Genomic DNA, 22074 nt, shown 5'->3' on the forward strand with positions numbered 1-22074 from the left:
GGGCAAAAATTGCCCTGAAAGACCCTTTCATGACACGTCAGGAGGAGGGGGTGGAGGCGTTCTTCGCGATCGTCTCCGCGTACTGCTGGGCCGTGGCGGCGCGCTTCACCTTGCCCGACGGGGTCTTGGGCAAGCTTCCGGCGGGGAGGACGACGACGGCGTACGGCCGCATGTCCACGGCGTCGCGGACGCGGGACGCGACCTCCTTGGACAGGGCCTTCTCGGCTTCCGCGTCACCGGCGAGCTTCGATTCGAGGACCACGGCGAAACGCTCGCGGCGGCTGCCCGCGTCGATGCGGACGGCCACCGCGTTGCCCGCGCGGACGCCCTCGACCGAGGTCGCCGCGCGCTCGATGTCGGTCGGGTAGAGGTTGCGGCCGCCCATGATGATGACGTCCTTGCTGCGGCCACAGATGATGATCATGCCGCCGACCAGGTAGCCGAGGTCGCCGGTGTTGAGCCAGCCGTCGGCGTCCTGCGTGTCGAGCGGGCCGTCCATGGTGAGGTAGCCCGGCGTCACGGCCTCGCCGCGCAGCCGGATCTCGCCGACCTGGCGCTCACCGAGGACGACGCCCTTGTCGTCGACCACCTCGGCTTCGAGCCCGTCGAGCGGGGGGCCGAGCACGGCGAACGAGCGCACCGCGTCGGTGCCCCGGCGTGGGTCGTCTTCGGGCACCGGGACGGCGCGGTTGTCGGCTTCCAGGGCGTGCGCCTCGACGACGTCGAGCGTCAAGCCGGTGAACAGCGGCGCGAACGACACCGCCAGCGTCGCCTCCGCCATGCCGTACGCCGGGAAGACGCATTCGGCGGGCATCTTGAACCGCGCGCCCGCGTCGACGAAGGTCTGGACCGCGGTTTCGTCGACCGGTTCGGCGCCGTTCAGCGCGATCCGCAGCTTCGACAGGTCGTACTCGTCGTCGTTGTCGACGCGTGCCATCCGGCGGCCGACGATCGCGTACGCGAAGTTCGGCGCCGCCGTGGTGGTGCCGCCGTACTTGCTGATCAGCTGCGGCCACACCAGCGGCCCGGACAGGAACTCCAGCGGGGTGATCTTGACCAGCTCGATGCCGAAGGTCATCGGGACGGTCAGGAAGCCGACCATGCCCATGTCGTGGAACGTCGGCAGCCAGGACACCATCACGTCGACGTCGAAGTCGAACTCCGCGCGGTCGACCATCGCCTTGACGTTGGAGTACAGGTTCCCGTACGTGATCCGCACGGCCTTCGGATCGGCCGTCGAACCGCTGGTCAGCTGCAGGAGCGCGGTCTCGGACTCGTCGGTGTGCAGCGCCTCGGCCAGCGGTTCACCGTCGAACAGCTCGCCGATGACGCGGAAGCCGATCTCGTGCTGGGTGAGCACCGGGGCCAGCGCGTCGAACGGCTCGCCGAGCAGCACGAGCTCGGAGCCGATCATCTTCAGCACCTTGACGGTGTCCGCGGCCCACTCGGCGAGGTCGGTCCGCTGCGTCGGCTGGTGCAGCATGGTGACGCTGCCCCCGGCCAGCCACACGGCCTGCACGGTCGGCGCGATCAGCGCGGGCGCGCCGGCCAGCACGGCCACCGCGCTTCCCGGCTTCAGACCGCTCTCGATCAGGCCGCCCGCGATGCGTTTGGCCTGCTCGTGAACCTCCGCCCACGTACGGCGAAGCGGCTCTTTCGGCTCGCCAGTGACCATTCCACGCTGCTGACCCCGACCCGCCGCGGTGGCGACGAGCGTGTCCACGAACCGACTCATGAGCGTCACATTAGCTTGCTCAGTCGACGGTCTCGGACACCTCCAGCCAGCGAGCTTCGACGTCTTCCTTCTCGGACACGATCGCCTTCAGCTCGGTGTTGAGTTCGATCAGCTTGCCGGGGTCCGTAGCCGCTGTGAGCAGGGCTTCGTGGAGCTTCTTCTCCTTGACGTCCAGCTGGGTCATCCGGCGCTCGAGCCTGCCGAGCTCCTTGCCCGCGGCGCGGCGCTCGGCCGCGTCGAGCTTGGCCTTGGCCGTCGTCCCGGTGGGGCCGCCGGGCGTGTCGGTGCGGCCGGAGCCCATCAGGAGGTCGTGGCGGCGCTTGAGGTACTCCTCGATGCCGCCGGGCAGGTCGGTGATCTGGCCGTCGCCGAACAGGGCGAATGTCCGGTCGCAGACGCGCTCGACCAGGTACCGGTCGTGCGAGACGACCACGAGCGTGCCCGGCCACGAGTCGAGCAGGTCTTCGAGCTGCTGGAGAGTGTCGATGTCCAGGTCGTTCGTCGGTTCGTCGAGGATCAGCACGTTCGGCTCGGCCATCAGGAGACGGCACAGCTGCAGACGGCGTCGCTCGCCACCGGAGAGGTCCTCGACCGGCGTCCACTGCCTGGCCTGCGGGAAGCCCAGCTTCTCGCCCAGCTGCGCGGCGGAGAGCTCCTGCTTGCCCAGCACCACGCGCCCGGCGATCTGCTCGATGGCCTCCAGCGCGCGGAGGTGCCCCGGCAGGTCTTCGAGCTCCTGGGTGAGGTGCGCGAGCGCGACCGTCTTGCCCTGGATCCGCTTGCCCGTCTCCGGCTCGGTGTTCCCGGCCAAGAGCTTGAGCAGCGTGGTCTTGCCGGAACCGTTGACGCCGACCAGACCGATCCGGTCGCCGGGCCCGATCCGCCAGGTGACGTTGTCGAGCAGTTTCCGGTCGCCGACGCTGAGGCTGGCGTCCTCGATCTCCAGCACGGTCTTGCCGAGCCGCCTGCGCGCGAACGCCATCAGCTCGACGGAGTCACGCGGCGGCGGGACGTCGGAGATCAGCGCCTCCGCGGCCTCAATGCGGTACTTCGGCTTGGAGGTCCGCGCCTTCGCGCCGCGCTGGAGCCACGCGAGCTCCTTGCGCGCGAGGTTCTGCCGCTTCTCCTCCATCGTCGCGGAGAGCCTGGCCCGCTCGGCCCGCGCGAAGATCCAGTCCGCGTAACCGCCTTCGTACTGCTCGACACGGCCGTTCGCGACCTCCCAGGTCACCGCGGCGACGGTGTCGAGGAACCACCGGTCGTGCGTCACGACCACCGACGCGACCCGGCGGGTGAGCAGGTGATCGGCCAGCCAGCGGACACCTTCGACGTCCAGATGGTTGGTCGGTTCGTCGAGCACGATCAGATCGAGTTCACCGGTGAGCGCGGCGGCCAGCGCGACGCGGCGCCGTTCGCCACCGGAGAGGTTCGCGGTCTCGGACTCCAGGCCGATCGCGGTGATCCCCAGTCCGTCCATAATGGACCGGACGCGGGCGTCGGCGGCCCACTCGTGCTCGGCGCCGTAGCGTTCGAGCACGACATCGCCGACCGTGCTGCCCTTCGGCAGTTCGGTGCGCTGGGTGACCACGGCCATCCGCAGGCCGCGGACGTGGCTGACCCGGCCGGTGTCCGGTTCGGACAGTCCCGCCATCACTTCCAGCAGCGTCGTCTTGCCGCCTCCATTGAGGCCGACGACGCCGATGCGCTGCCCCTCGGCCACCCCGAGCGAAACTCCGTCGAGCAGCGGGCGCACCCCGAAGGATTTGCTCACCGCCTCCAGGTTGACCAGGTTGGCCATGCCTCAGCCGATCCTCTCCAGTAAACGAAAACGCTCCGTGACGACCTTCGTCATGTCGTCCACGGTGAACTCCGGGTCGCCGAGTGCGGCACGCACTTCGGGCCCCTGCCAAAAACCGCTGTGGTCCGCGCGCCACTGCGCGACCGTGGTGAAACCTTCGCCCTCGTCGACCGCGTGCCGCAGCTCCACCTCGCACAGAGGGATCACCCGCACTTCGGTCGTCTCGATGACCGCGACCCCGGCGAGGTCCGAGCCGAGCACGAGACTCCGCTCGCCCACCTGGGGCAGCTCCTCACCATAGTGCTCGTATTCGGCGAGCAGTCCGGTGGTCGACGTCTTGGCGCCGGACAGGATCGCCGCGACCAGCTTGCCCCGCAGCGGGCCGGGAAAAGCGAACTCAGCGTGCCTCATGCGTGTACCCGCGGTGGCGACGGCCGGGGCGCGTCGTCACCGCCGGCGAGCCGGGCGCCGGGGACCGGGCCGTGCGCGACGCGGACCGTGCGGCACACCCCGGCGCCGGACAGCTCGGCGGCGACCTCGACCGCCGTCTGCGCGTCGGAGCACAGGAACGCGCAGGTGGGGCCGGAGCCGGACACCGTGCCCGCGAGCGCGCCCGCGTTGACCCCGGCGCGCAGCGTGCGGCGCAGCCCCGGCCGCAGGGAGACCGCGGCGGCCTGGAGATCGTTGCCGAGCAGCAGCGCGAGCTGACGCGGATCGCCGGAGGCGAGCGCCTCGACGACCGGCGTGTGCGAGCCGATACGCGGCGGCTTGCCCTCCTCGCGCAGCCGGTCGAGCTCGCCGAACACCTTCGGCGTCGAAAGCCCGCGCTGGTCGAAGGCCAACACCCAGTGGAAGGTGTGGCGCGCCAGCACCGGGACCAGCAGCTCACCGCGGCCGGTGCCCAGCGCGGTGCCGCCGTAGAGGGCGAACGGGACGTCGCTGCCGAGCGTCGCGGCGATCCCGGCCAGCTCGTCACGGCTGATCTCGAGCTTCCACAGCGAGGCCAGCCCGACCAGCGTGGCGGCCGCGTCGGCGCTGCCGCCCGCCATGCCACCGGCCACCGGGATGCCCTTGCGCAGCACGATCCGCAGCTTCGACTCGGCGTCGTCGATGCCCGCGTGGGCGGCGAGCGCCTGCGCGGCCTTCCAGGCGAGGTTGGCGGGGCCGGTCGGCACGGTGGTCTCACCCTCGCCGTAGACCTCGATGCCGGGGTTGTCGGTGATGGCGACGGTGACCTCGTCGGTGAGCGAAAGGGCCTGGAAAACGGTTACCAGCTCGTGGTATCCGTCCGCACGCAGGTCGGACACCGCCAGGTGCAGATTGACCTTGGCGGGGACCCGGACGGTAACGGGGGGCGGTACGACGACAAGCACCTGACCAGCCTACGTGCCGGTAGTCCCCGGGCTCGCGCGAGGAGAAGCGAGGTCGAGCGCGGCGGCTGTGCTGGGCTGCTGTGCGGTCGGTAGTGAGTGCACGTAGTCGCGACAGACTCCCGGGTGTCATGAAAGGGTCTTTCAGGGCAAAAATTGCCCTGAAAGACCCTTTCATGACACTTCGGAGAGCTAGGCGGCGAGGCCCTGGGGGCCGCGGGCCGGGTGGGAGACGTGGCCGCCGCGCTCGGCGATCCACGCGAGTGCCGCGTCGGCCTGTACGCCGCGGACGCCGAGGCGGAAGCGGCCGACCGGGGTGTCGCCGATGCGGGTCAGGCCGCCGCCGATGGTGGACAGCTCGACGTCGAAGCGGCCTGCGGCCTCCGGCAGGAGAGCGCCGACGGACGCGAAGCCGACGAGGACGACGTCGACCGAGCGGTCGTATTTGGCGGACTGGGCGCGGGTGGTCTCGATCGCCGGGAGCAGGGCCTGCGCGGTGCGGCTCGACGGGTCGGAGATGAGGTCCAGCACCGTGCCGCGCTCGACCACGGTGCCGTTCTCCAGCACCGCGACGTCGTCGCAGACGCGGCGGACGACGCCCGCGTCCGGGGTGGTGAGCAGGATCGTGACGCCGAGCTCGGCGCGGGCGCGGTCGAGCACGGTCAGGACCGAGCCCGCCTCGTCCGGGTGGATGCCCGCGGTCGGGTCGTCGGCGAGCAGGACCGACGGGCTCGCCGCGAGGGCCTTGGCGACGGCGACGCGGCGGCGCTGGCCGTCGGTCAGCTCGCTGGGACGCTGGCTCGCGCGCGGGGTCAGGCCGACGAGGTCGAGCAGGTTGGCGACCCGGGTGCGGCGCTGCGGGCCGTCGAGGCCGAGCTGCTCCAGCGGCGACGCGATGTTGCCCGCGACGGTCCGCTCGGCCAGCAGGTCGATCTTGGAGTCGACGATGCCGACCTGACGGCGGATCTCGCGCAGCCGGCGGCCGTCGAGGGTGCCGGTGTTGAGTCCGTCCAGCCGCACGACACCGCGGTCGGGGCGCTCCTGCAGGCCGATGCAACGGGCAAGGGTGGACTTGCCGGAGCCCGCGGGGCCGACCACGCCGAAGAGTGAGCCGGCCTGGATATCGACACTCACGTCGCGTAGTGCGACGACCGGACTTCCGTTGAGGGGAAAGGACTTGGACAGGTTTTCGACAGTGATCACGATGGCTCCCAGAAGGCCTGCGGGGAGGGCGCAGCTCCGTTGCCGGGCGCGCTGATCCTCACCGAATGAACCGTCCTCAATGGACGGCAAGAGAACAGGAAAAGAGAAGACTCAGGCGAATGCGGTGGAGCGTCGACACGCACATACCGAGCGGCGACCTTCGTCGACAACGCGGCGCTTGGTCAGCAGGAGCGGGTGGGTGACCCTGTTCATCTCGGACAAGCCTCCATCGGTCCTGGCTGTAGCACCTTCCCCATGGGGGGTGGTTGCTGCGACTTCAGCGAGCCAGGTCTCTCAGTCGCTCGGGATGGTCCTATGAGTAAAACCGATCCCACTGGGTGAAAGCAAGCGCGTAGGCGCAGATCACACGTCTGGGCGCGCCCGGATGGCGAGAAAAGCAGTCCAGAAGACGGCCGGGACGCGTTCCCCCGCTGGTGAGGCGGCTGGTGAGGCGGCTGGACGTCAGTTCGCGGCCGCGGCGGCGATGCGCGCGAAGTCGTGGACGTCCAGCTGCTCGCCGCGGGTCTTGGGGTCGACACCGGCGGCGACGAGCAGCTCCCCCGCCCGCTCGGCTGAGCCCGCCCACGTCGCCAGCGCCGCGCGCAGCGTCTTCCGGCGCTGCGAGAACGCCGCGTCGACCACCGCGAACAGCACCTTCCTGTCCACAGTGGACACAGCTTCAGTCGCCCGCTCGAACGAGACGAGCGCGGAATCGACGTTGGGCACCGGCCAGAACACCGCGCGCGGCACCGCGGCCACCTTGCGCGCACGCCCGTACCAGGCGAGCTTGACGCTGGGGATCCCGTAGATGCGGCTGCCCGGCCCGGCGGCCATCCGGTCGGCGACCTCGGTCTGGACCATGACGAGCCCCCGGACGAGCGAGGGAAACTCGGCCAGCAGGTGCAGCACCACCGGCACGGCGACGTTGTACGGCAGGTTGGCGACCACGGTGGTCGGCGCGAGCGGCAGATCGGCGACCTTGATCCGCATCGCGTCCGCCTCGATCACCGTCAGCCTGTCCGCGACCTCGGCGCCACGCTCGGCGACCGTGCGCGGCAGGCGCTCGGCGAGCTTGCGATCGATCTCGACGGCGACGACCCGCGGCCCGGCGGCCAGCAGGCCCAGCGTCAGCGAGCCCAGCCCTGGCCCGACCTCGAGCACCACGTCCTCGGCCCCGACCCCGGCCAGCTCGACGATGCGGCGCACGGTGTTGGGATCGTGCACGAAGTTCTGCCCGAGCTTCTTGGTCGGACGCACGTCCAGCTCGGCGGCGAGCCCGCGGATCTCGGCAGGCCCGAGCAGATCAGTCACCCGGCGAGCCTAGTCGTGACCCCGCCGGGCCCCCCGGACAACCCGGGGGCGCAAGCAGAGCCGGGGCCCCAAGAGCTGCCCCTGAAGGCCACCTTCACGGCGTTTTACGCCGTGAAGGTGGCCTTCAGGGGCAGTCCGTGACAAGAGAAAGCGCCGCCACCCGGGAATACCGAACCGGGTGGCGGCGCTGATCAAGAACGTGAGAGCTGAGTCAGGCCTTCTTGCCGCAGACGGGCCAGGCGCTGTAGCCACCGCGAGCGTCGCGGACCTTCTCGGCCACGGCGATCTGCTGGGCCTTGCTGGCCTGGTGCGGAAGGTTCGCGTACTGGTCGCCGCCGTAGGCGTCCCAGGTGCTCTTGTTGAACTGGAGGCCGCCGTAGTAGCCGTTGCCGGTGTTGATGGCCCAGTTGCCGCCGGCCTCGCAGGCCGCGATGCGGTCCCAGGAGGAACTGTCGCCGATGGCGGGCTCGGGCGGGGCCTTGGTGCCGACGTGGGTGATCTTCGGCTTCGCCTCGGTGATGACCTGCTCGGAGGTCTGCTCGCGGGCGACTTCCTGGCCGTTCTTCTTGGTCACCTTGTACGTGACCATCTTCTCGCCCGGCGTGCCGGGGTCCTCGACCTTGATCTTGCCCTTTTCGAGGTCCGGGTCGTCGACCTTCTGCTCTTCGGGGTCGATGGTCTCCTTCTGGTTGACCATCATGACGCCGGTACGGCTGAGGTGGACTTCGGCGCCGTCGACGATCTTGAAGGCGAGGCCGCCCTCGGCCGCGTCGTCCGGGCCCAGCGTCAGCTTCTGCTCGCCGAGGAATTCCTTGGTGGTGACCGCGTTGCTCTTGACCGCGCGCGGCGCGTGGTCGCCGTCGTAGAGCATGACGTTCTTGAGGGTCTTGATCTCGACTGTCGCGCCCTCGAGCGGGAGCTCGCCGGTCTGCGGCATCGAGGTCCAGGTGCCCGGCTTGGCCAGGTCGGACATCCCGAGCTGCCCCAGCGCCTCGCCGAGGCTGGTCGCACGGACCCAGGACTCGCGCTGCGCGCCGTCGACGACCAGGTTGAGCTTGCGGCCGCGCTCCAGCTTGATGACGCCGCCGTCGCCGACAGTGGCGGCCGGGGAAGGCGAAAGGGAGTCGTGCGCGCCGACGGACATGCCGGCGTCTTCGAGGATCTCGCCGACCGTGTCGCCGTAGCTGTGCACGGTGCGCTGCTGGCCGTCGATGTCGAGCGTGACGCTCTTGTTCATCGCCATCGCGGCGGCGCCGCCACCGGCGACGGTGAGCATCACGGCGAGGACGGTGCCCTTGAGGAAGCGCTGCTTCCAGGTGCGGGTGGCCTCGGCGATGACCTGGTGCTTGAGCTCGGCCTTCTCGGCCGGGGAGGCGGTGCGGTCCGCGGCGGCCTCGTCAGGAATGACGATCGGCGGGAGCATCGTGGTCTCGGCGCTGATCAGGCGGATCAGTTCGTCGATGTCGACGTCGATCTCGGCCATCAGCGTGTCGGCGTCGGGGCCGAGCGCGGTCAGCACGTCCTGGTGGGTGATGCGGGGATCGTCTGAGAATGCGTAGTCGCCGTAGAAATCGGCTCCGCTATCGAGAATGCCGACGCCACCGGGGCGCAAGTCACCCTGTCTGCTGCTACCAGTCACCGGGTCGTTCCCTTTCCCAAGACGTCGCATGAGCTACGACGTCCTTCGTCTCGACACGCCGGGAGGCGCATCTGTAGAAGTCCGACACCCGCAGCCAGCGCCATCGTCACGGTCCCCGGCCCGAGGGCCTGGCACCGCTTCCCCGACGTGCACTGACGTGACTGTGGGCGTAACAGTCGGCATCTGCTTCAAGCAGAACCAACTGGCACGATCACGGGACAGTAACGAGTCCCGCCGGGTTGCGCAAACACCCCCCGGAGTGTCGTGACCTTCGTCACTCCATCAGGTGGATGATCACGCACCCCTAATGTCGCAATGCGTTCACCCCGATGTCACCGTCGGCAATCGGAATACCCGCTCGGCCGTCATTCGGACCGCTTCGGCGACTTCGTGCACCGCTTCGCCGCGTAGCACCGCGAGGTGACGGACGGTGTATGCCGCGCAATACGGCTCGTTCGGCCGCCCACGGAACGGGTGGGGGGTCAGAAACGGCGCGTCGGTCTCGACGAGGTACTGATCCGCCGGAACCAGCCGCGCCGCGTCCCGGAGCCCGCGCGCGTTCTTGAAAGAAACCGTGCCCGCGAACGACAGGACGTACCCCGCCGCCACACAGCGCCGCGCGATGTCGGCGTCCCCGGAGAAACAATGGAAGACGACGTCGTCCGGCGCGCCTTCCTCTTCCAGGATGCGCAGGACGTCCTCGTGCGCGTCGCGATCGTGGATCATCAGCGGCTTGCCGAGCCGCTTGGCGAGGTCGATGTGCCAGCGGAACGCGTCCTGCTGGGCGTCATGGGGCGAGTAGTCCCAGTAGTAGTCGAGGCCGGTCTCGCCGACCGCGACCACCCGCGGCTCCCCCGCCAGACGCTCCACTTCGGACTTCTCCGCCTCGCCGAAGTCCTTGGTGCGCGTGGGATGGATGGCCACCGCGGCGAACACCCTGGTGTCCCAGGTGGACGCCTCGACGGCCCAGCGCGCGGACGCGAGGTCGTCCGCGACGGTCACCACCCGGCCCACCCCGGCGCGGGCGGCGCGGTCGATCATGGCCGTCACCTCGGCCGCGGTCGACGCGCCGCACGCGTCGAGATGGGTATGCGAGTCCACTGTCGACACCGGGAGCCTGTCCGGGATCGGCGGCAGCTCGCGCTTCTCGTCCTTACTCATCCGACCAGGCTCACTTCGCGATCGGAGCCCACTCAGGCCCGGTCTCGCCGAGCTCCGGCTCGAGCTTCGGGAACAGCGGCGACGGCTTCTGCAGGGGGCGGCCGACCTCGATCGGCACGGACTCCCAGCGGGCCTGCTCGGCTTTGTAGTCGCCCGTGATGATCGGGTTCATCCGGCCAGGGATGTCGAGGTCCTCGACCTCCTGCAGCTCCGGCTGAGCCGCCCAGATGCCCGAGCCGCCGAGCGCCTCGTGCACCTTCTGCGCCGAGTGCGGCAGGAACGGCGTCAGCAGCGTATTGGCGTCTGAGACGACCTGAAGCGCGGTGTGGAGCACGGTGTCGCGCCGGGCCGGGTCGTCCTTGAGCTTCCACGGCTCCTGGTCCGACAGGTACCGGTTCGCCGCCGTGACGACGCGCATGGCCTCGCTCGACGCCAGCTTGAACCGCGACCGCTGCAGGTGCGCACCGGCGGTCTCGAAGGCCTTGCGGGACAGGGCCTTGAGCTCCTCGTCGGCCGCCGCGGGGGCGTCCGGACGCGGGATCGAGCCGACGTTCTTGTGCGCCATCGAGATCGACCGGTTGACCAGGTTGCCCCACTCGTTGGCCAGCTCGGAGTTGGTCCGGCGGACGAACTCGTCCCAGGTGAAGTCGGTGTCCTGAGTCTCCGGGCCTGCCGCCGAGATGAAGTACCGCAGCGTGTCGGGGCCGAACTCACGCAGGAAGTCGTCGACGTAGATGACCGTGCCGCGCGAGGTCGAGAACTTCGAGCCGCTCATGGTGAGGAACTCGCTCGACACGATCTCGTCGGGCAGGTTCAGCTGGCCGAACGGGCCCGGCGTGCCGCCCTTGTCGCCCTGGCCGTTGTGGCCGAGCAGCAGGGCGGGCCAGATCTGGGCGTGGAAGGTGATGTTGTCCTTGCCCATGAAGTAGTAGCCACGGGCGTCCGGGTTGAGCCACCACTCCTTCCAGGCGTCGGAGTCCCCGCTGCGGCGGGCCCACTCGACACTGGCCGAGAAGTAGCCGATGACCGCATCGAACCAGACGTAGAACCGCTTCATCGGCTGGTCGCGCCAGCCGTCGAGGGGGATCTTGACGCCCCAGTCGAGGTCGCGGGTGATCGGCCGGGGGCGCATGTCCTCGACCAGGTTGCGGGTGAAGTTGAGGACGTTGGGGCGCCAGTCCGTCTTGGTCGAGAGCCACTTGCCGAGCGTCTCGGTGAACGCGGGCAGGTCGAGGAACAGGTGCTCGGTCTCGACGAACTTCGGCGTCTCGCCGTTGATGCGGGACTTCGGGTTGATCAGGTCGGCGGGGTCGAGCTGGTTGCCGCAGTTGTCGCACTGGTCGCCGCGCGCGCCGTCGTAGCCGCAGATCGGGCAGGTGCCCTCGATGTAGCGGTCGGGCAGGGTGCGCCCGGTGGACGGGCTGATCGCGCCCTTGGCGGTGCGGGCCTCGATGTAGCCGTTGCGGTGCAGCGCGAGGAAGATCTGCTGGGTGACCTCGGCGTGGTTGCCGGTGGTGGTGCGGGTGAACAGGTCGTAGGTGAGGCCGAGACCCTGGAGGTCCTGGCCGATCTGGCGGGCGTACTTGTCCGCGGTCTGCTGCGGCGTGAGGCCTTCTTTGTCGGCCTGGACCATCATCGGCGTGCCGTGTTCGTCCGTGCCGGAGACCATGAGGACCCGGTTGCCGGCCATTCGCTGGTAGCGGGAGAAGACGTCCGAAGGGACACCGAATCCGGATACATGGCCGATGTGGCGGGGTCCGTTGGCATAGGGCCAGGCCACCGCCGTCAACACAGGGGTGCTCATGGCTATTTAGCCTACGGATGGCGTCACGTGCATTGTTGACAGGTATCGAATGAAGGAGGCCGGGTTGTCCGCGACGCGTCTGCTGGTGCTCGGAGTCGTGCGGATGCGCGGCCAGGCACACGGCTATCAGGTCCGGCGCGAGCTGCTGACCTGGCACGCCGACAAGTGGGCCAACGTCCAGCCAGGGTCGATCTACCACGCGCTGAAGAAGATGACCGGCGAAGGCCTGCTCGAACAGGTGGCGGACGAGGAGGGTGTTTCCGCGGGCCCGGACCGCGTCGCCTATCGCCTGACCGAGGACGGCGAGACCGAGTTCCAGGTGCTGCTCGGCCGCGCGCTGGTGGAAGAGGACGCCACCGGCTACAGCCTGTCCGCCGCGGTGACGATGATGACCTCGCTGCCCCGCGCCCGTGCGATCAACCTGCTCAAGCAGCAACTCGCCCACCTGGAAGCGCGCGCGACCTCGACGCACTACGCGCGCGATCACGCCGTCGAGATGGGGCAGCCCGCCCACGTCGCGGAGCTCTACCAGCTGTGGAGCCTGCACGCCGAAGCCAGCGTGAACTGGATCAAGGCGATGATCGAGCACCTGGAAGCAGGCGAGTACGTCATGGCGGGAGAGGGCGGACCGGCGTTCGGCGAGCCACCCGAGTAATCAAATTTGACTAGCGCACGATATCTCGGGCAAGGTGTTCCACTCGGCTAGTCAATTTTGACTAGCCGACTTTAACCAGTGCTGCCTTCGAGAGGGGTTCTCATGATCAAGGCACGCGGCCTTGAGCGGCTGTTCCGCCGCAAGGGCCGCAATGGCGGGGAGGTCCACGCCGTCAAGGGGGTCGACCTGGATGTCGAGGCCGGGGAGCTGGTCGGCTTCCTCGGCCCGAACGGGGCGGGCAAGACGACCACGCTGCGCATGCTGACCACGTTGCTGAAGCCCACGGCGGGCCAGGCGACCGTGGCCGGGCTCGACCTGCTCGCCGACCCGCTGGGGGTCCGCAAACGGATCGGGTACGTCGCGCAGGGCGGCGGCACCGCGCCGGAGAGCAAGGTCGTCGAGGAGATCGAGCTGCAGGGGCGGCTGTACCGGATGAGCAGGGCCGACGCGCTCGCGCGGGGCGCCGTGCTGTCCGAGCAGCTGGACCTCGCCGGACTCGACCAGCGGCTCACGAAAACACTGTCGGGCGGCCAGCGCCGCCGGCTCGACATCGCACTGGGGCTCATCCACTCACCGGGGCTCGTGTTCCTCGACGAGCCGTCCACCGGCCTCGACCCGCAGAGCCGGGCGAACCTGTGGCAGCACATCCACCGACTGCGCTCGGAACACGGCGTCACGGTCTTCCTGACCACGCACTACCTCGACGAGGCGGACGCGCTGTCGGACAGGCTGATCGTCATCGACGACGGCCGCATCGTCGCCGAGGGCACGCCGGACTCGCTCAAGGCCAGGGTGTCGGGCGACGGCGTCTCGGTCGAGGTCGCGCCGGAGTCCGCCGCCGAGGCCGCGGAGGTCGCGGGCAGGCTCACCGGGGCGCACGAACTGTCCGTCGTGGACGGGAGCGTGCGGTTCCGCGTGCCGCGCGGGGACACCGCCATGCCGGAACTCCTGCGCGCCCTCGACGCGAGGGGCATCACGATGACCGCCTTGCAGGTCACCCGGCCGACGCTGGACGACGTCTTCCTGACGCTGACCGGCCGAAGCCTGCGCGACGCCGAGCAAGGCACACCCGAGACGGCCGAAAAGGAGCCGAGCCATGTTGCGTGACATCTGGTTGATCTTCCGCCGGGACATGCTCGCGGCGTTGCGCAATCCGGCCTGGCTGATGATCGGGGTCATGCAGCCGCTGCTGTACCTGTTCCTGTTCGGGCCACTGCTGGTGAAGGCGCTCAACGCGCAGGGCATGACCGACGTCGAGGGCTGGATGATCCTGACCCCGGCGCTGATCGCCCAGCTGGCGCTGTTCGGCAGCTCGTTCGTCGGGTTCGCCCTGCTCGCGGAGTACCGCAACGGGGTGATCGAGCGGATGCGGGTGACCCCGGTCAGCCGCGTCGCGCTGCTGCTGGGCAAGGTGCTGGCGAACGCGCTCCAGGCCGTGGTCCAGGCGTTGATCATCATCGCGCTGGCGTACCTGGTGTTCGATCTGAACGCGCCGTTCGGCGGGGTCGTGCTCAGTCTCGTGATCGTCTTCCTGCTGGCGGTGACGCTGGCGTCGTGCTCCTACGCGCTGGCGTTGACGCTGAAGAGCGAGGAGGCGTTCCCGGCGGTGCTGAACGCCGTCCTCATGCCGCTCCTGCTGCTGTCCGGGATCCTCATCCCGATCACCGCGGGGCTGGCGCCGAAGTGGCTGTACACGATTTCGCAGATCAATCCGTTCCGCCACGTCGTCGACGTCGAGCGGAACTCCTTCCGCGGCGACTTCTCGATGGACGCGTTGTTCACCGGCAGTGTCGTGGTGCTGGTGATGGCCGCACTCGCCGTCTGGTGGGGCTCGCGGACGTTCCAGCGTGAGAACGCCTGAGACACGCTGCGGTGACCGGCCACCTTACGTGCGGTTATCCGACGTAAGGTGGCCTTTCACTTTGCCGGGGAGCACCGAGGGCGGAAGTTTTGACCGAACAGGAGACCGAACGCGGGATCACGCTGTCGCATCGTGAAACCGTGCAGGACTGGGCGGCGGTCCGCGGCGCGGACATCCGGTTCGCCTCGGTGACGATCAGCGAGAACACCAACTGGCGCGACGTCGCGGCCGAGAAGAATCTGGCCGGGGCGCAACGGATCGGCCTCCACACCGGCGCGCGGCATTACGCCCGTCCCGGCGCGGTGCACGACCAGGCGCAGCACTTCGTGCGCACGGCGAGCGCGCTCGGCGCCTTCGCGCCAGGCTCGCTCGCGCCGGCGCTTGAGGTCGCGGCCGAGAGCGTCGACGACCGGTTCATCAAGGCGTGGATCAAGGACGTCCGGCACGCGGCGAAGGTGGAACGCATCCTCATCTACGCCGATCACGACGCCTGGGCGCACCGGCTGCACCCGGACAAGTGGGCGGACAAGGAGGTCGTGCTCTGGCTGGTCCGGCACAACGAGATCCCGGGCAGGCCGGGGTGGTTCCACTCGCGACTCGGGCTGCACCAGCACGGCGCGGGCGTGGCGGTGCCCGGCATCACCGGGCCGGTCGCGCAGGACGCGGTGGTCTACCCGTTCACCCTGAACGACCTGCTGCTCTGACGGTCAGAGTCGTCACTTTCTGCCCGCGATGTACGTGTTCCGCCGCTTGACGAGTCAGAATGGCGCGCATGCGGTTGATGCGCCGAGTGCTGCGTACGGACGTCACGCCCGAAGCGGCGCTGATGCTCCTTTCCGCGCGCGCCCGCGCTCTGGGCCTGCCCCAGCCCGCGGCGCTCTGCGGCGACTGGTTCGGCTCGCGCGCCATCATCGCACCCAGTGCCCGGTTGACCGCTTTCCGTGACACCGCCGAGGCGTTCGCCATACCCGCGGGGCAGCCGGAGGTCCGCGACGCCGTACCGGGCGCGATCGGCGGCGGCTGGTTCGGCTACCTCTCCTACGACCTCACCGACCCGTCCGGCCGGACCGGCGCCCTGCCCCCGGCGACCTGGGGCTGGGTCGATCACGTGGTGCGATGGGACGTCGAGGGCCGCTGCTGGTTCGAGGCGCTGGTGCCGGACGGCGAGCCCGATCCCCTCGCGCTGCTGTCCACTGTGTCGAGCGCGTTGTCCGGCCCGGTCCCGGCCGTTTCCTGGGCGGCGGGGCCGCTGAACCAGCCGCTGCCCTCGGACCACCATTCCGCGGTGAAGGCCTGCGTGCACGCGATCGAAGCGGGCGAGCTGTTCCAGGCCAACATCTGCAGCCGGTTCACCGCGGTGTTCAACGGCGACCCGGCCGCCCTGTTCGCGGAGGGCGTCCGCCGCCTGCACCCCCGCCGCGCGGCCTACCTCGCCGGGGACTGGGGCGCCATCGCGTCGTTCTCCCCGGAACTCTTCCTGGCCAGGCACGGCAAGAACGTTCGCTCGACCCCGATCAAGGGCACCCTGCCCCGGCGCGACGCGGCCGACGCACACCTGGCCCAGCGGCTCCGTGAGTCCACAAAGGACGTCGCGGAGAACGTGATGATCACCGACCTGGTCCGCAACGACCTCGGCCGGGTCTGCGAAGTCGGCAGCGTCCGGGTGCCCGAGCTGCTCAAAGTGCGGCCCGCACCCGGCGTCTGGCACCTGGAGTCCACAGTAGAGGGACGGGTGGCCACCGGGGACGCGGAGCTGCTCGCCGCGACGTTCCCGCCCGGCTCGGTCACCGGTGCGCCGAAGATCCGCGCCCTGGACCTGATCGCCGAGCTGGAACCGGTCGCCCGCGGCGTCTACACCGGCGCGATCGGCCTGGCGTCGCCGATCGCCGGACTGGAGCTGAACGTCGCGATCCGGACGTTCGAGGTCCACAGTGGCCGGATCGCGCTGGGCGTCGGCGGCGGCATCACCGCCGACTCCGACGCGGTGGCCGAGTGGCAGGAGTGCCTGCACAAGGCAGCACCGCTCTCCCGCCTTCTCGCCACGCCCTGACTACTTCGCGGGGTCGAGCAGCAGCTTGCCGACGGTGCTGCGGGAGCGAAGCGCCTCGTGCGCCTTCCTGGCGTCGGACAACGCGTACTCGCCGCCCGGAATGGCCCGGATCTCGCCCGCGAGCGCCAGCTCGAACAGCTCGTCGAGCGCGCGCCCGAAGACGTTGCCCGGCAGCTTGAAGACGTGGGGCAGCCACATGCCGGACACGGTGGTGCTGTGCCCGAGCAGGTTGCGCGCCTCGATCGCCTTGGGCTGCTCCCGGCTGGCCATACCGTAGAAAGCGAGCCGCCCGAACGGCGCGAGCGCGGCGATGCTCTGATCGGTGGTGACGCCCCCGGTCATGTCGAGCACGATGTCGACGCGCTTGCCGCCGTTGGCCTCGCGCAGCGTCTCGGTCATGTCGTCAGCGCGGGAGTCCACAGCGACGTCGGCCCCGAGCTCCAGCGCGAGCGCGCGCTTCTCGTCGGTACTCGCGGTGGCGATGACCCGCCCGGCACCCCAAGCCTTGGCGAGCTGCACCGCGATCGACCCGACCCCACCACCGGCAGCGTGCACGACGACGGTCTCACCGGCCTCAAGGTGCGAACTCCGGCGCAGCAGCAGCCACGCGGTGGTCCCCTGGACGATGAAGGAAAGCGCTGTCAGATCGTCAACGCCGTCAGGAATCGCGAAGGTCGTGGGCGCGTCGACGACGGCCTGCTCGGCGTACCCGCCCCCACCGTTGAGCAGCGAAACGACCCGCTGGCCGCCCGCGGTGCGCCCGGCGACCTCACCACCAGGAACGAGCGGCAGCTTGCTCGGCGCGAGGTAGGAGTTCTCGGCCTGGTGTGTGTCGGCGTAGTTGACCCCGATGCGCGTCACCCCGACGAGCTGCTGGCCGGGACCGGGCACCGGCTCCGGCAGTTCGACAAGGTTGAGGACCTCGGGTCCCCCGAACTCGGTCACCTGAACGGCACGCATCGGCATCCTCTCGTCGTTACATGAGACACTCTCGCATATGTCTCACTCATGATACGTTCCACTCATCGAAACAGAACTGGCCCGCCAACTGCGTTCCCCGCGCCCCGACCCGGTCGCGGCCTTCAAACTCGCGCGCACCTGGTTCCTCGACGGCCGCCGCATCGACATGCGCGACCTGGCGGCCGAGCTCGAAATCAGCCGAGCCACCCTGCACCGCTGGGTAGGCAGCCGCGACCAGCTCCTCGGCGAAATCCTCTGGTCCCTGACCTCGGACGTCTTCACCGCCCGCACCCAGCCCGGCCGCAGCATCGCCGACATCATCGGCGCCTTCGTCCGCACGGTGAACGACTCCCAGCCGTTCCGCGAATTCCTCCGCAACGAGCCCGAGCGCGCCCTGCGCATCCTGACGACCAAGGCGAGCGTCGTGCAGAGCCGGACGATCGAAAAGCTGACCGAGCTACTGGAGACAGCGATCGCCGCCGGGCGCGTGACGCCGCCGCTGCCGGTCCCGGACCTGGCCTACCTACTTGTGCGCATCGGCGAGTCGTTTATCTACACCGACGTGATCACCGGCGCCGAGCCGGACGCTTTAAAAGCACATGCGGCCATCGCGGCTCTTTTGGGCTGATCCCGATTCACTAGTTTGAACCGTCGTAAACGATATCACGATACGGCTAAATCAGAATCGTGATAGCTGTGCAACACAAGTCCGCCCTGCACCTTGCAGGGCGATCAACTGGTCCAGCAACAAGTGATCACCATCAGGCGCGAAGATGACCCAAGGCAGCTCTGGTTCAGTACCACGAATCTCCTTACCGCAAACCTCGCAGGTCGGCGGATTAGACTTCGCGTTGCCGTCCCACTCCTTGTACTTCCCGTCGGGCAACAGCGGTGCGGCACCGTCCGCGTCGACTTGCTACATCCACACTCCGGCCACAGACACCTCGATAACACACTTACCGAAATAGCCGAATTGCTCCGCGAACAAGACTGCAAATGATCGACGCATTGAACGCGAGAGCAAATCAACAAGAATTCGACGGGCTATTTGCGTGAAGCGAGGACGGCGTCGTAGAGCTCCTTTTTGGACACTCCGGTCGCCTCGGCGACCTCGGCGGCCGCGGACTTCAAACGTTCTCCCGCGGCGACCCTTTCGCTTACTTCGCCGACCAAGTCGGCCACGCTCACATCGCGGGGTGGGGCGCCGGACAGGACCACGGTGATCTCGCCGCGGACGCCGTCGGCGGCCCATTCGGCGAGTTCCGCGAGCGTGCCGCGTTTGATCTCTTCGTACGTCTTGGTCAGTTCGCGGCAGACCGCCGCACGACGCTCGCCGCCCAGCACCTCCGCCGCGTCGGACAGGGTGCTCGCGACGCGGTGGGGCGACTCGAAGAAGACCACCGTGCGGGGCTCGACCGCGAGCTCTCGCAGCCACTTCGCGCGTTCGCCGGGCTTGCGGGGCGCGAAGCCCTCGAAACAGAAGCGGTCGCACGGGAGGCCGGAGAGCGCGAGGGCCGTAGTCACCGCGGAAGGGCCGGGGAGGCAGGTGACCGGAATGTCCTCTTCGACGCAGGCCGCCACCAGCCGGAAGCCCGGGTCGGAGACGCTCGGCATTCCGGCGTCGGTCACCAGGAGGACCGTCTGGCCCGCGTGGAGCGACTCGATCAGCTTGGGCAGGCGGGCGGTCTCGACGTCCTCGTAGAAGCTGACGACCCGGCCGCCGGGAGAGACGTTGAGGGCGCCGGCGAGGGAACGCAGGCGGCGGGTGTCCTCGGCGGCGATCACGTCTGCCGTGGCCAGCGCCTCCACCAGGCGAGACGAAGCGTCGCCGACGTCGCCGAGCGGAGTGGCCGCCAGCACGAGACGACCGGTCATCGGTGACAAATCGTCCGTGGCCTTCATGAACCCAGCTTATAAGCACGAGGCCGTTCGTCGATCCGGACACCGCGTTCACGTCCGCGCCCGTAGGATCTGTCCCCGTGACCGCACTGCTGACCCGTCCCGACGACGAGAGCGTGCGGCCGGACCCGGTCGAGGCGCTCCGGCCGCCCTCCGACCGGGAAGCCACGCTCCTCGGCCGCGGCATGCCCGCCGACCGGCTGCGCGGCTGGATCGTCGCGCTCGTCATCACGGTGATCGGCGGCGTCGTCCGGCTGCAGAACCTGGGCTGGCCGACCGACAAGGGCACCCCGGTCTTCGACGAGAAACATTACGTCCCGCAGGCGTGGCAGATGCTGCGCAACGGCGGTTACGAGGACAACTACGGCTACGAGCTCGTCGTGCACCCGCCGCTGGCGAAGCAGCTGATCGCGATCGGCGAATGGCTGTTCGGCTACGACGGCTGGGGCTGGCGCTTCCTGCCCGCGCTCGCGGGGACGCTGGTCATCCTGCTGACCGTGCGCATCGCGCGGCGGCTCACCCGCTCGACCCTGCTCGGCGCGATCGCCGGAATCCTGGTGATCTGCGACGGCGTGCTCCACCTGCAGGCCCGGATGGGCATGCTCGACATCTTCATCGCGCTGTTCGTGCTCGCCGCGTTCGCCTGCGTGCTGTGCGACCGGGATCAGGTGCGGCAGCGGCTGGCCGTGGCGGTCCGTGAGGGCTGGGCGACGGAATCGGTCTGGGGCCCCAAACTGGGCTTCCGCTGGTGGCGTTTCGGCGCCGGGCTGATGATCGGCCTGACGTTCGGCGTCAAGTGGTCGGCGCTGTACTACATCTTCGCTTTCGGTCTGCTGACCGTGTTCTTCGACGTCGCCGCGCGGCGGGCGGCCGGGGTCGAGCGGCCATGGCTCGGCACGATCCGCCGGGACGTGCTGCCCGCGCTGTGGGCGATCATGGTCATCCCGTTCCTGATGTACCTCGGTGCGTTCTGGGCCTGGTTCGCCAGCGAAACGGCGACAGACCGGAACTACGTCGCGATCAAGGACATCGCGCCGGGTTTCTGGGGCTGGGTCCCGGCTTCGCTGCGCTCGCTCGGCGACTACTCGATGAACGTCCTGCACTTCCACGAAACGCTGGTCACGCCCAAGGACAACCCGCATCCGTGGGAGTCGAAGCCGTGGACGTGGCCGATGGGCCTGCGGCCGATGCTCTACTACTACCAGGGCGGCGCCGAGGCGACCGGCTGCGGCCAGTCGACCTGCGTGCGCGCGACGATGCTCATCGGCACGCCCGCGATGTGGTGGCTCGCGCTGCCGATGCTGGGCTGGGGCCTGTGGCGCTCGATCTTCCGCACGGACTGGCGCTACATCGCGGTGCTCGTCGGCTACCTGGCCGGTTTCCTGCCGTGGTTCACCAACATCGACCGGCAGATGTACTTCTTCTACGCCACCCCGATGGCGCCGTTCCTGATCCTCGGGTTGACGCTGGTGCTCGGCCAGATCCTCGGCAGTGCGCGGCGCGGCTTCGAACGACGGGGCACCGGGCTGCTGGTCGTCGCGCTGTACGTCGGCCTGGTCGTGGCGAACTTCGCGTGGCTGTGGCCGGTGCTCAACGGTAACGCCATCACGAACGACCAGTGGCAGGCCGAGATGTGGCTGCCGTCCTGGCGTTAGCCCGTTCATCGCGTTCGGGACTTGACACGGGCGCGAGCCAGCACCCCGGCCGCCACGCACCGTGATCGCGAGGATGCACGCGAACGAGGTAGCCGACGGTCGCAGCCGTGGGTCGGGCAGTCGCAGGACCAGGGCGAACAGCGGTGACAACGCCGTCATCAGGGACGCGGTGATCGGCTCGGTGTGGCGGACGCCGACCTGGAAGAGGTACATCGGCACCGCGACGCCGACCACGGCGATCACGGCCGCGGGCAGGAAGGTCGCGGCGAGGCCGGGGGCGCCGTCGCTCAGTGTCAGGATCCAGCTCACCGCGATCATCAGCAGGAACCTGGTCGCCAGCACCGACCGCGGGCCGCAGCCGTCGTCGCTGAGCCGCTTCGACAGCAGCACTTTGCCCACCGAGCCGACGCCGCAGACCAGCGTGAGCGCGAGACCCAGCACGAGTTCGCCCGCCGGTTGCTCGCAGACGCCGCTGTGGCCGCTGATCGAGCCCCACACCAGCACACTGAGCAGGACGCAGATGCCGAGTGACGCGAGCAGCTCCCCGCGCAGTGTCGAGCTGCCCCGGCGGAGCAGCGGACCCAGCAGCACGGTGGCCGCCGGGCCGATGGCCAGCCCGATCACGTTCACCACGGCGGGTTCGAGGTATTTGAGGGCGTAGAGCATGCCGACCCAGGTCAGCGCGGTCGTGACGTTGAGGGCGAGCACGTTCCGGCGGTGCTCGTGGAAGGGGCGCAGCGCCGCGGCGAGGCCCCGGCGGGCGATGTCGCTGCCGAGGAAGAACGCGGCGGCGAGGGTGAACGAGATCGCCACGATGGCGAGCGGACTCAGGGACTGGAGCTGGTTGCCCACGTAGACGTCGAGGGCGGCGGTGAGCGCGGCGAAGCCGAGCAGCGGGACCAGGCCGCTGGCCAGCCGGGCAGGGCGCAGGACCTGCCTCATGGAACTCCCCCACATACTTGCGAGCTGTCCA

General features: G+C 69.3%; 19 protein-coding genes, 1 pseudogene and 1 riboswitch. Of the genes and pseudogenes, 8 read left to right on the plus strand and 12 right to left on the minus strand.

Annotated features, from left to right (window positions below):
* Positions 1-37: 37 nt before the first annotated feature.
* The 9 genes from QMK34_RS11970 to metG form a co-directional block, all read right to left on the minus strand.
* The gene (locus tag QMK34_RS11970; protein ID WP_326413829.1) at positions 38-1735 is read right to left on the minus strand and encodes a fatty acyl-AMP ligase; all 1698 of its coding nucleotides are present in this window, start codon (positions 1733-1735) and stop codon (positions 38-40) included.
* Between the two features lie 19 nt (positions 1736-1754).
* Positions 1755-3533, minus strand: coding sequence for an ABC-F family ATP-binding cassette domain-containing protein (locus QMK34_RS11975; RefSeq protein WP_326413830.1), 1779 nt, complete (start codon positions 3531-3533; stop codon positions 1755-1757).
* A gap of 3 nt (positions 3534-3536) precedes the next feature.
* Positions 3537-3944 (minus strand): ASCH domain-containing protein, encoded by a 408-nt coding sequence (locus tag QMK34_RS11980; RefSeq protein ID WP_326413831.1) that lies wholly within the window; start codon positions 3942-3944, stop codon positions 3537-3539.
* Positions 3941-4906: a 4-(cytidine 5'-diphospho)-2-C-methyl-D-erythritol kinase gene (locus tag QMK34_RS11985; RefSeq protein ID WP_326413832.1), complete on the minus strand. Its 966-nt coding sequence runs from the start codon at positions 4904-4906 to the stop codon at positions 3941-3943. The genes QMK34_RS11980 and QMK34_RS11985 overlap by 4 nt, the downstream gene beginning before the upstream one ends.
* Positions 4907-5095: 189 nt before the next feature.
* Entirely contained in the window at positions 5096-6106 is a 1011-nt protein-coding gene (locus tag QMK34_RS11990) for a methionine ABC transporter ATP-binding protein (RefSeq protein ID WP_326413833.1), read from the minus strand.
* Positions 6107-6329: 223 nt separating this feature from the next.
* Positions 6330-6420: riboswitch (SAM riboswitch) on the minus strand.
* Positions 6421-6568: 148 nt separating this feature from the next.
* Positions 6569-7417, minus strand: coding sequence for a 16S rRNA (adenine(1518)-N(6)/adenine(1519)-N(6))-dimethyltransferase RsmA (gene rsmA / locus QMK34_RS11995; RefSeq protein ID WP_326413835.1), 849 nt, complete (start codon positions 7415-7417; stop codon positions 6569-6571).
* Positions 7418-7628: 211 nt separating this feature from the next.
* The gene (locus QMK34_RS12000) at positions 7629-9056 is read right to left on the minus strand and encodes a transglycosylase family protein (protein ID WP_442785137.1); all 1428 of its coding nucleotides are present in this window, start codon (positions 9054-9056) and stop codon (positions 7629-7631) included.
* A gap of 321 nt (positions 9057-9377) precedes the next feature.
* Positions 9378-10217, minus strand: coding sequence for a TatD family hydrolase (locus QMK34_RS12005; protein WP_326413836.1), 840 nt, complete (start codon positions 10215-10217; stop codon positions 9378-9380).
* 10 nt (positions 10218-10227) lie between these two features.
* The gene (metG, locus tag QMK34_RS12010; RefSeq protein ID WP_326413837.1) at positions 10228-12021 is read right to left on the minus strand and encodes a methionine--tRNA ligase; all 1794 of its coding nucleotides are present in this window, start codon (positions 12019-12021) and stop codon (positions 10228-10230) included.
* Between the two features lie 64 nt (positions 12022-12085).
* Here metG and QMK34_RS12015 point away from each other — a divergent pair, with 64 nt between their 5' ends.
* From QMK34_RS12015 to QMK34_RS12035, 5 genes are all read left to right on the plus strand, one after another.
* Positions 12086-12676 carry a PadR family transcriptional regulator gene (locus QMK34_RS12015; RefSeq protein WP_326413838.1) on the plus strand — a complete coding sequence of 197 codons (591 nt, stop codon included), beginning with the start codon at positions 12086-12088 and terminating at the stop codon, positions 12674-12676.
* A gap of 102 nt (positions 12677-12778) precedes the next feature.
* The gene (locus tag QMK34_RS12020) at positions 12779-13783 is read left to right on the plus strand and encodes an ATP-binding cassette domain-containing protein (RefSeq protein ID WP_326413839.1); all 1005 of its coding nucleotides are present in this window, start codon (positions 12779-12781) and stop codon (positions 13781-13783) included.
* Complete coding sequence (locus QMK34_RS12025) at positions 13773-14537, plus strand: ABC transporter permease (RefSeq protein ID WP_326413840.1); 765 nt, start codon at positions 13773-13775, stop codon at positions 14535-14537. Before QMK34_RS12020 ends, QMK34_RS12025 begins: the two co-directional genes overlap by 11 nt.
* An 89-nt stretch (positions 14538-14626) precedes the next feature.
* Positions 14627-15241: a glycoside hydrolase family 25 protein gene (locus QMK34_RS12030; protein WP_326413841.1), complete on the plus strand. Its 615-nt coding sequence runs from the start codon at positions 14627-14629 to the stop codon at positions 15239-15241.
* 68 nt (positions 15242-15309) lie between these two features.
* Positions 15310-16587 carry an aminodeoxychorismate synthase component I gene (locus QMK34_RS12035; protein ID WP_326413842.1) on the plus strand — a complete coding sequence of 426 codons (1278 nt, stop codon included), beginning with the start codon at positions 15310-15312 and terminating at the stop codon, positions 16585-16587.
* Here QMK34_RS12035 and QMK34_RS12040 read toward each other — a convergent pair whose 3' ends face one another.
* The gene (locus QMK34_RS12040) at positions 16588-17547 is read right to left on the minus strand and encodes a quinone oxidoreductase family protein (RefSeq protein WP_326413843.1); all 960 of its coding nucleotides are present in this window, start codon (positions 17545-17547) and stop codon (positions 16588-16590) included.
* A 166-nt stretch (positions 17548-17713) separates the two neighbouring features.
* Here QMK34_RS12040 and QMK34_RS12045 point away from each other — a divergent pair, with 166 nt between their 5' ends.
* Entirely contained in the window at positions 17714-18175 is a 462-nt protein-coding gene (locus tag QMK34_RS12045) for a QsdR family transcriptional regulator (protein WP_326413845.1), read from the plus strand.
* 416 nt (positions 18176-18591) lie between these two features.
* Here the strand turns inward: QMK34_RS12045 and rsmI are convergent, their stop codons facing one another.
* Positions 18592-19449, minus strand: a complete 858-nt coding sequence (gene rsmI / locus QMK34_RS12050; RefSeq protein WP_442785138.1) for a 16S rRNA (cytidine(1402)-2'-O)-methyltransferase — start codon at positions 19447-19449, stop codon at positions 18592-18594.
* Positions 19450-19526: 77 nt separating this feature from the next.
* On the opposite strand from rsmI, the gene QMK34_RS12055 reads away from it, so the two are divergent.
* Entirely contained in the window at positions 19527-21101 is a 1575-nt protein-coding gene (locus QMK34_RS12055; RefSeq protein WP_326413847.1) for a dolichyl-phosphate-mannose--protein mannosyltransferase, read from the plus strand.
* 183 nt (positions 21102-21284) lie between these two features.
* Here the strand turns inward: QMK34_RS12055 and QMK34_RS47800 are convergent.
* Positions 21285-21767 (minus strand): annotated as a pseudogene (locus tag QMK34_RS47800) (DMT family transporter); the annotation flags it as partial.
* Between QMK34_RS47800 and QMK34_RS12065 the strand changes: the two are divergent.
* Positions 21766-21957 carry a hypothetical protein gene (locus QMK34_RS12065; protein WP_326413849.1) on the plus strand — a complete coding sequence of 64 codons (192 nt, stop codon included), beginning with the start codon at positions 21766-21768 and terminating at the stop codon, positions 21955-21957. The pseudogene QMK34_RS47800 and the gene QMK34_RS12065 overlap by 2 nt on opposite strands.
* Positions 21958-22074: the final 117 nt, after the last annotated feature.

Source organism: Amycolatopsis sp. H20-H5, from assembly GCF_035828755.1.
In the GTDB taxonomy this organism is placed as follows: domain Bacteria; phylum Actinomycetota; class Actinomycetes; order Mycobacteriales; family Pseudonocardiaceae; genus Amycolatopsis.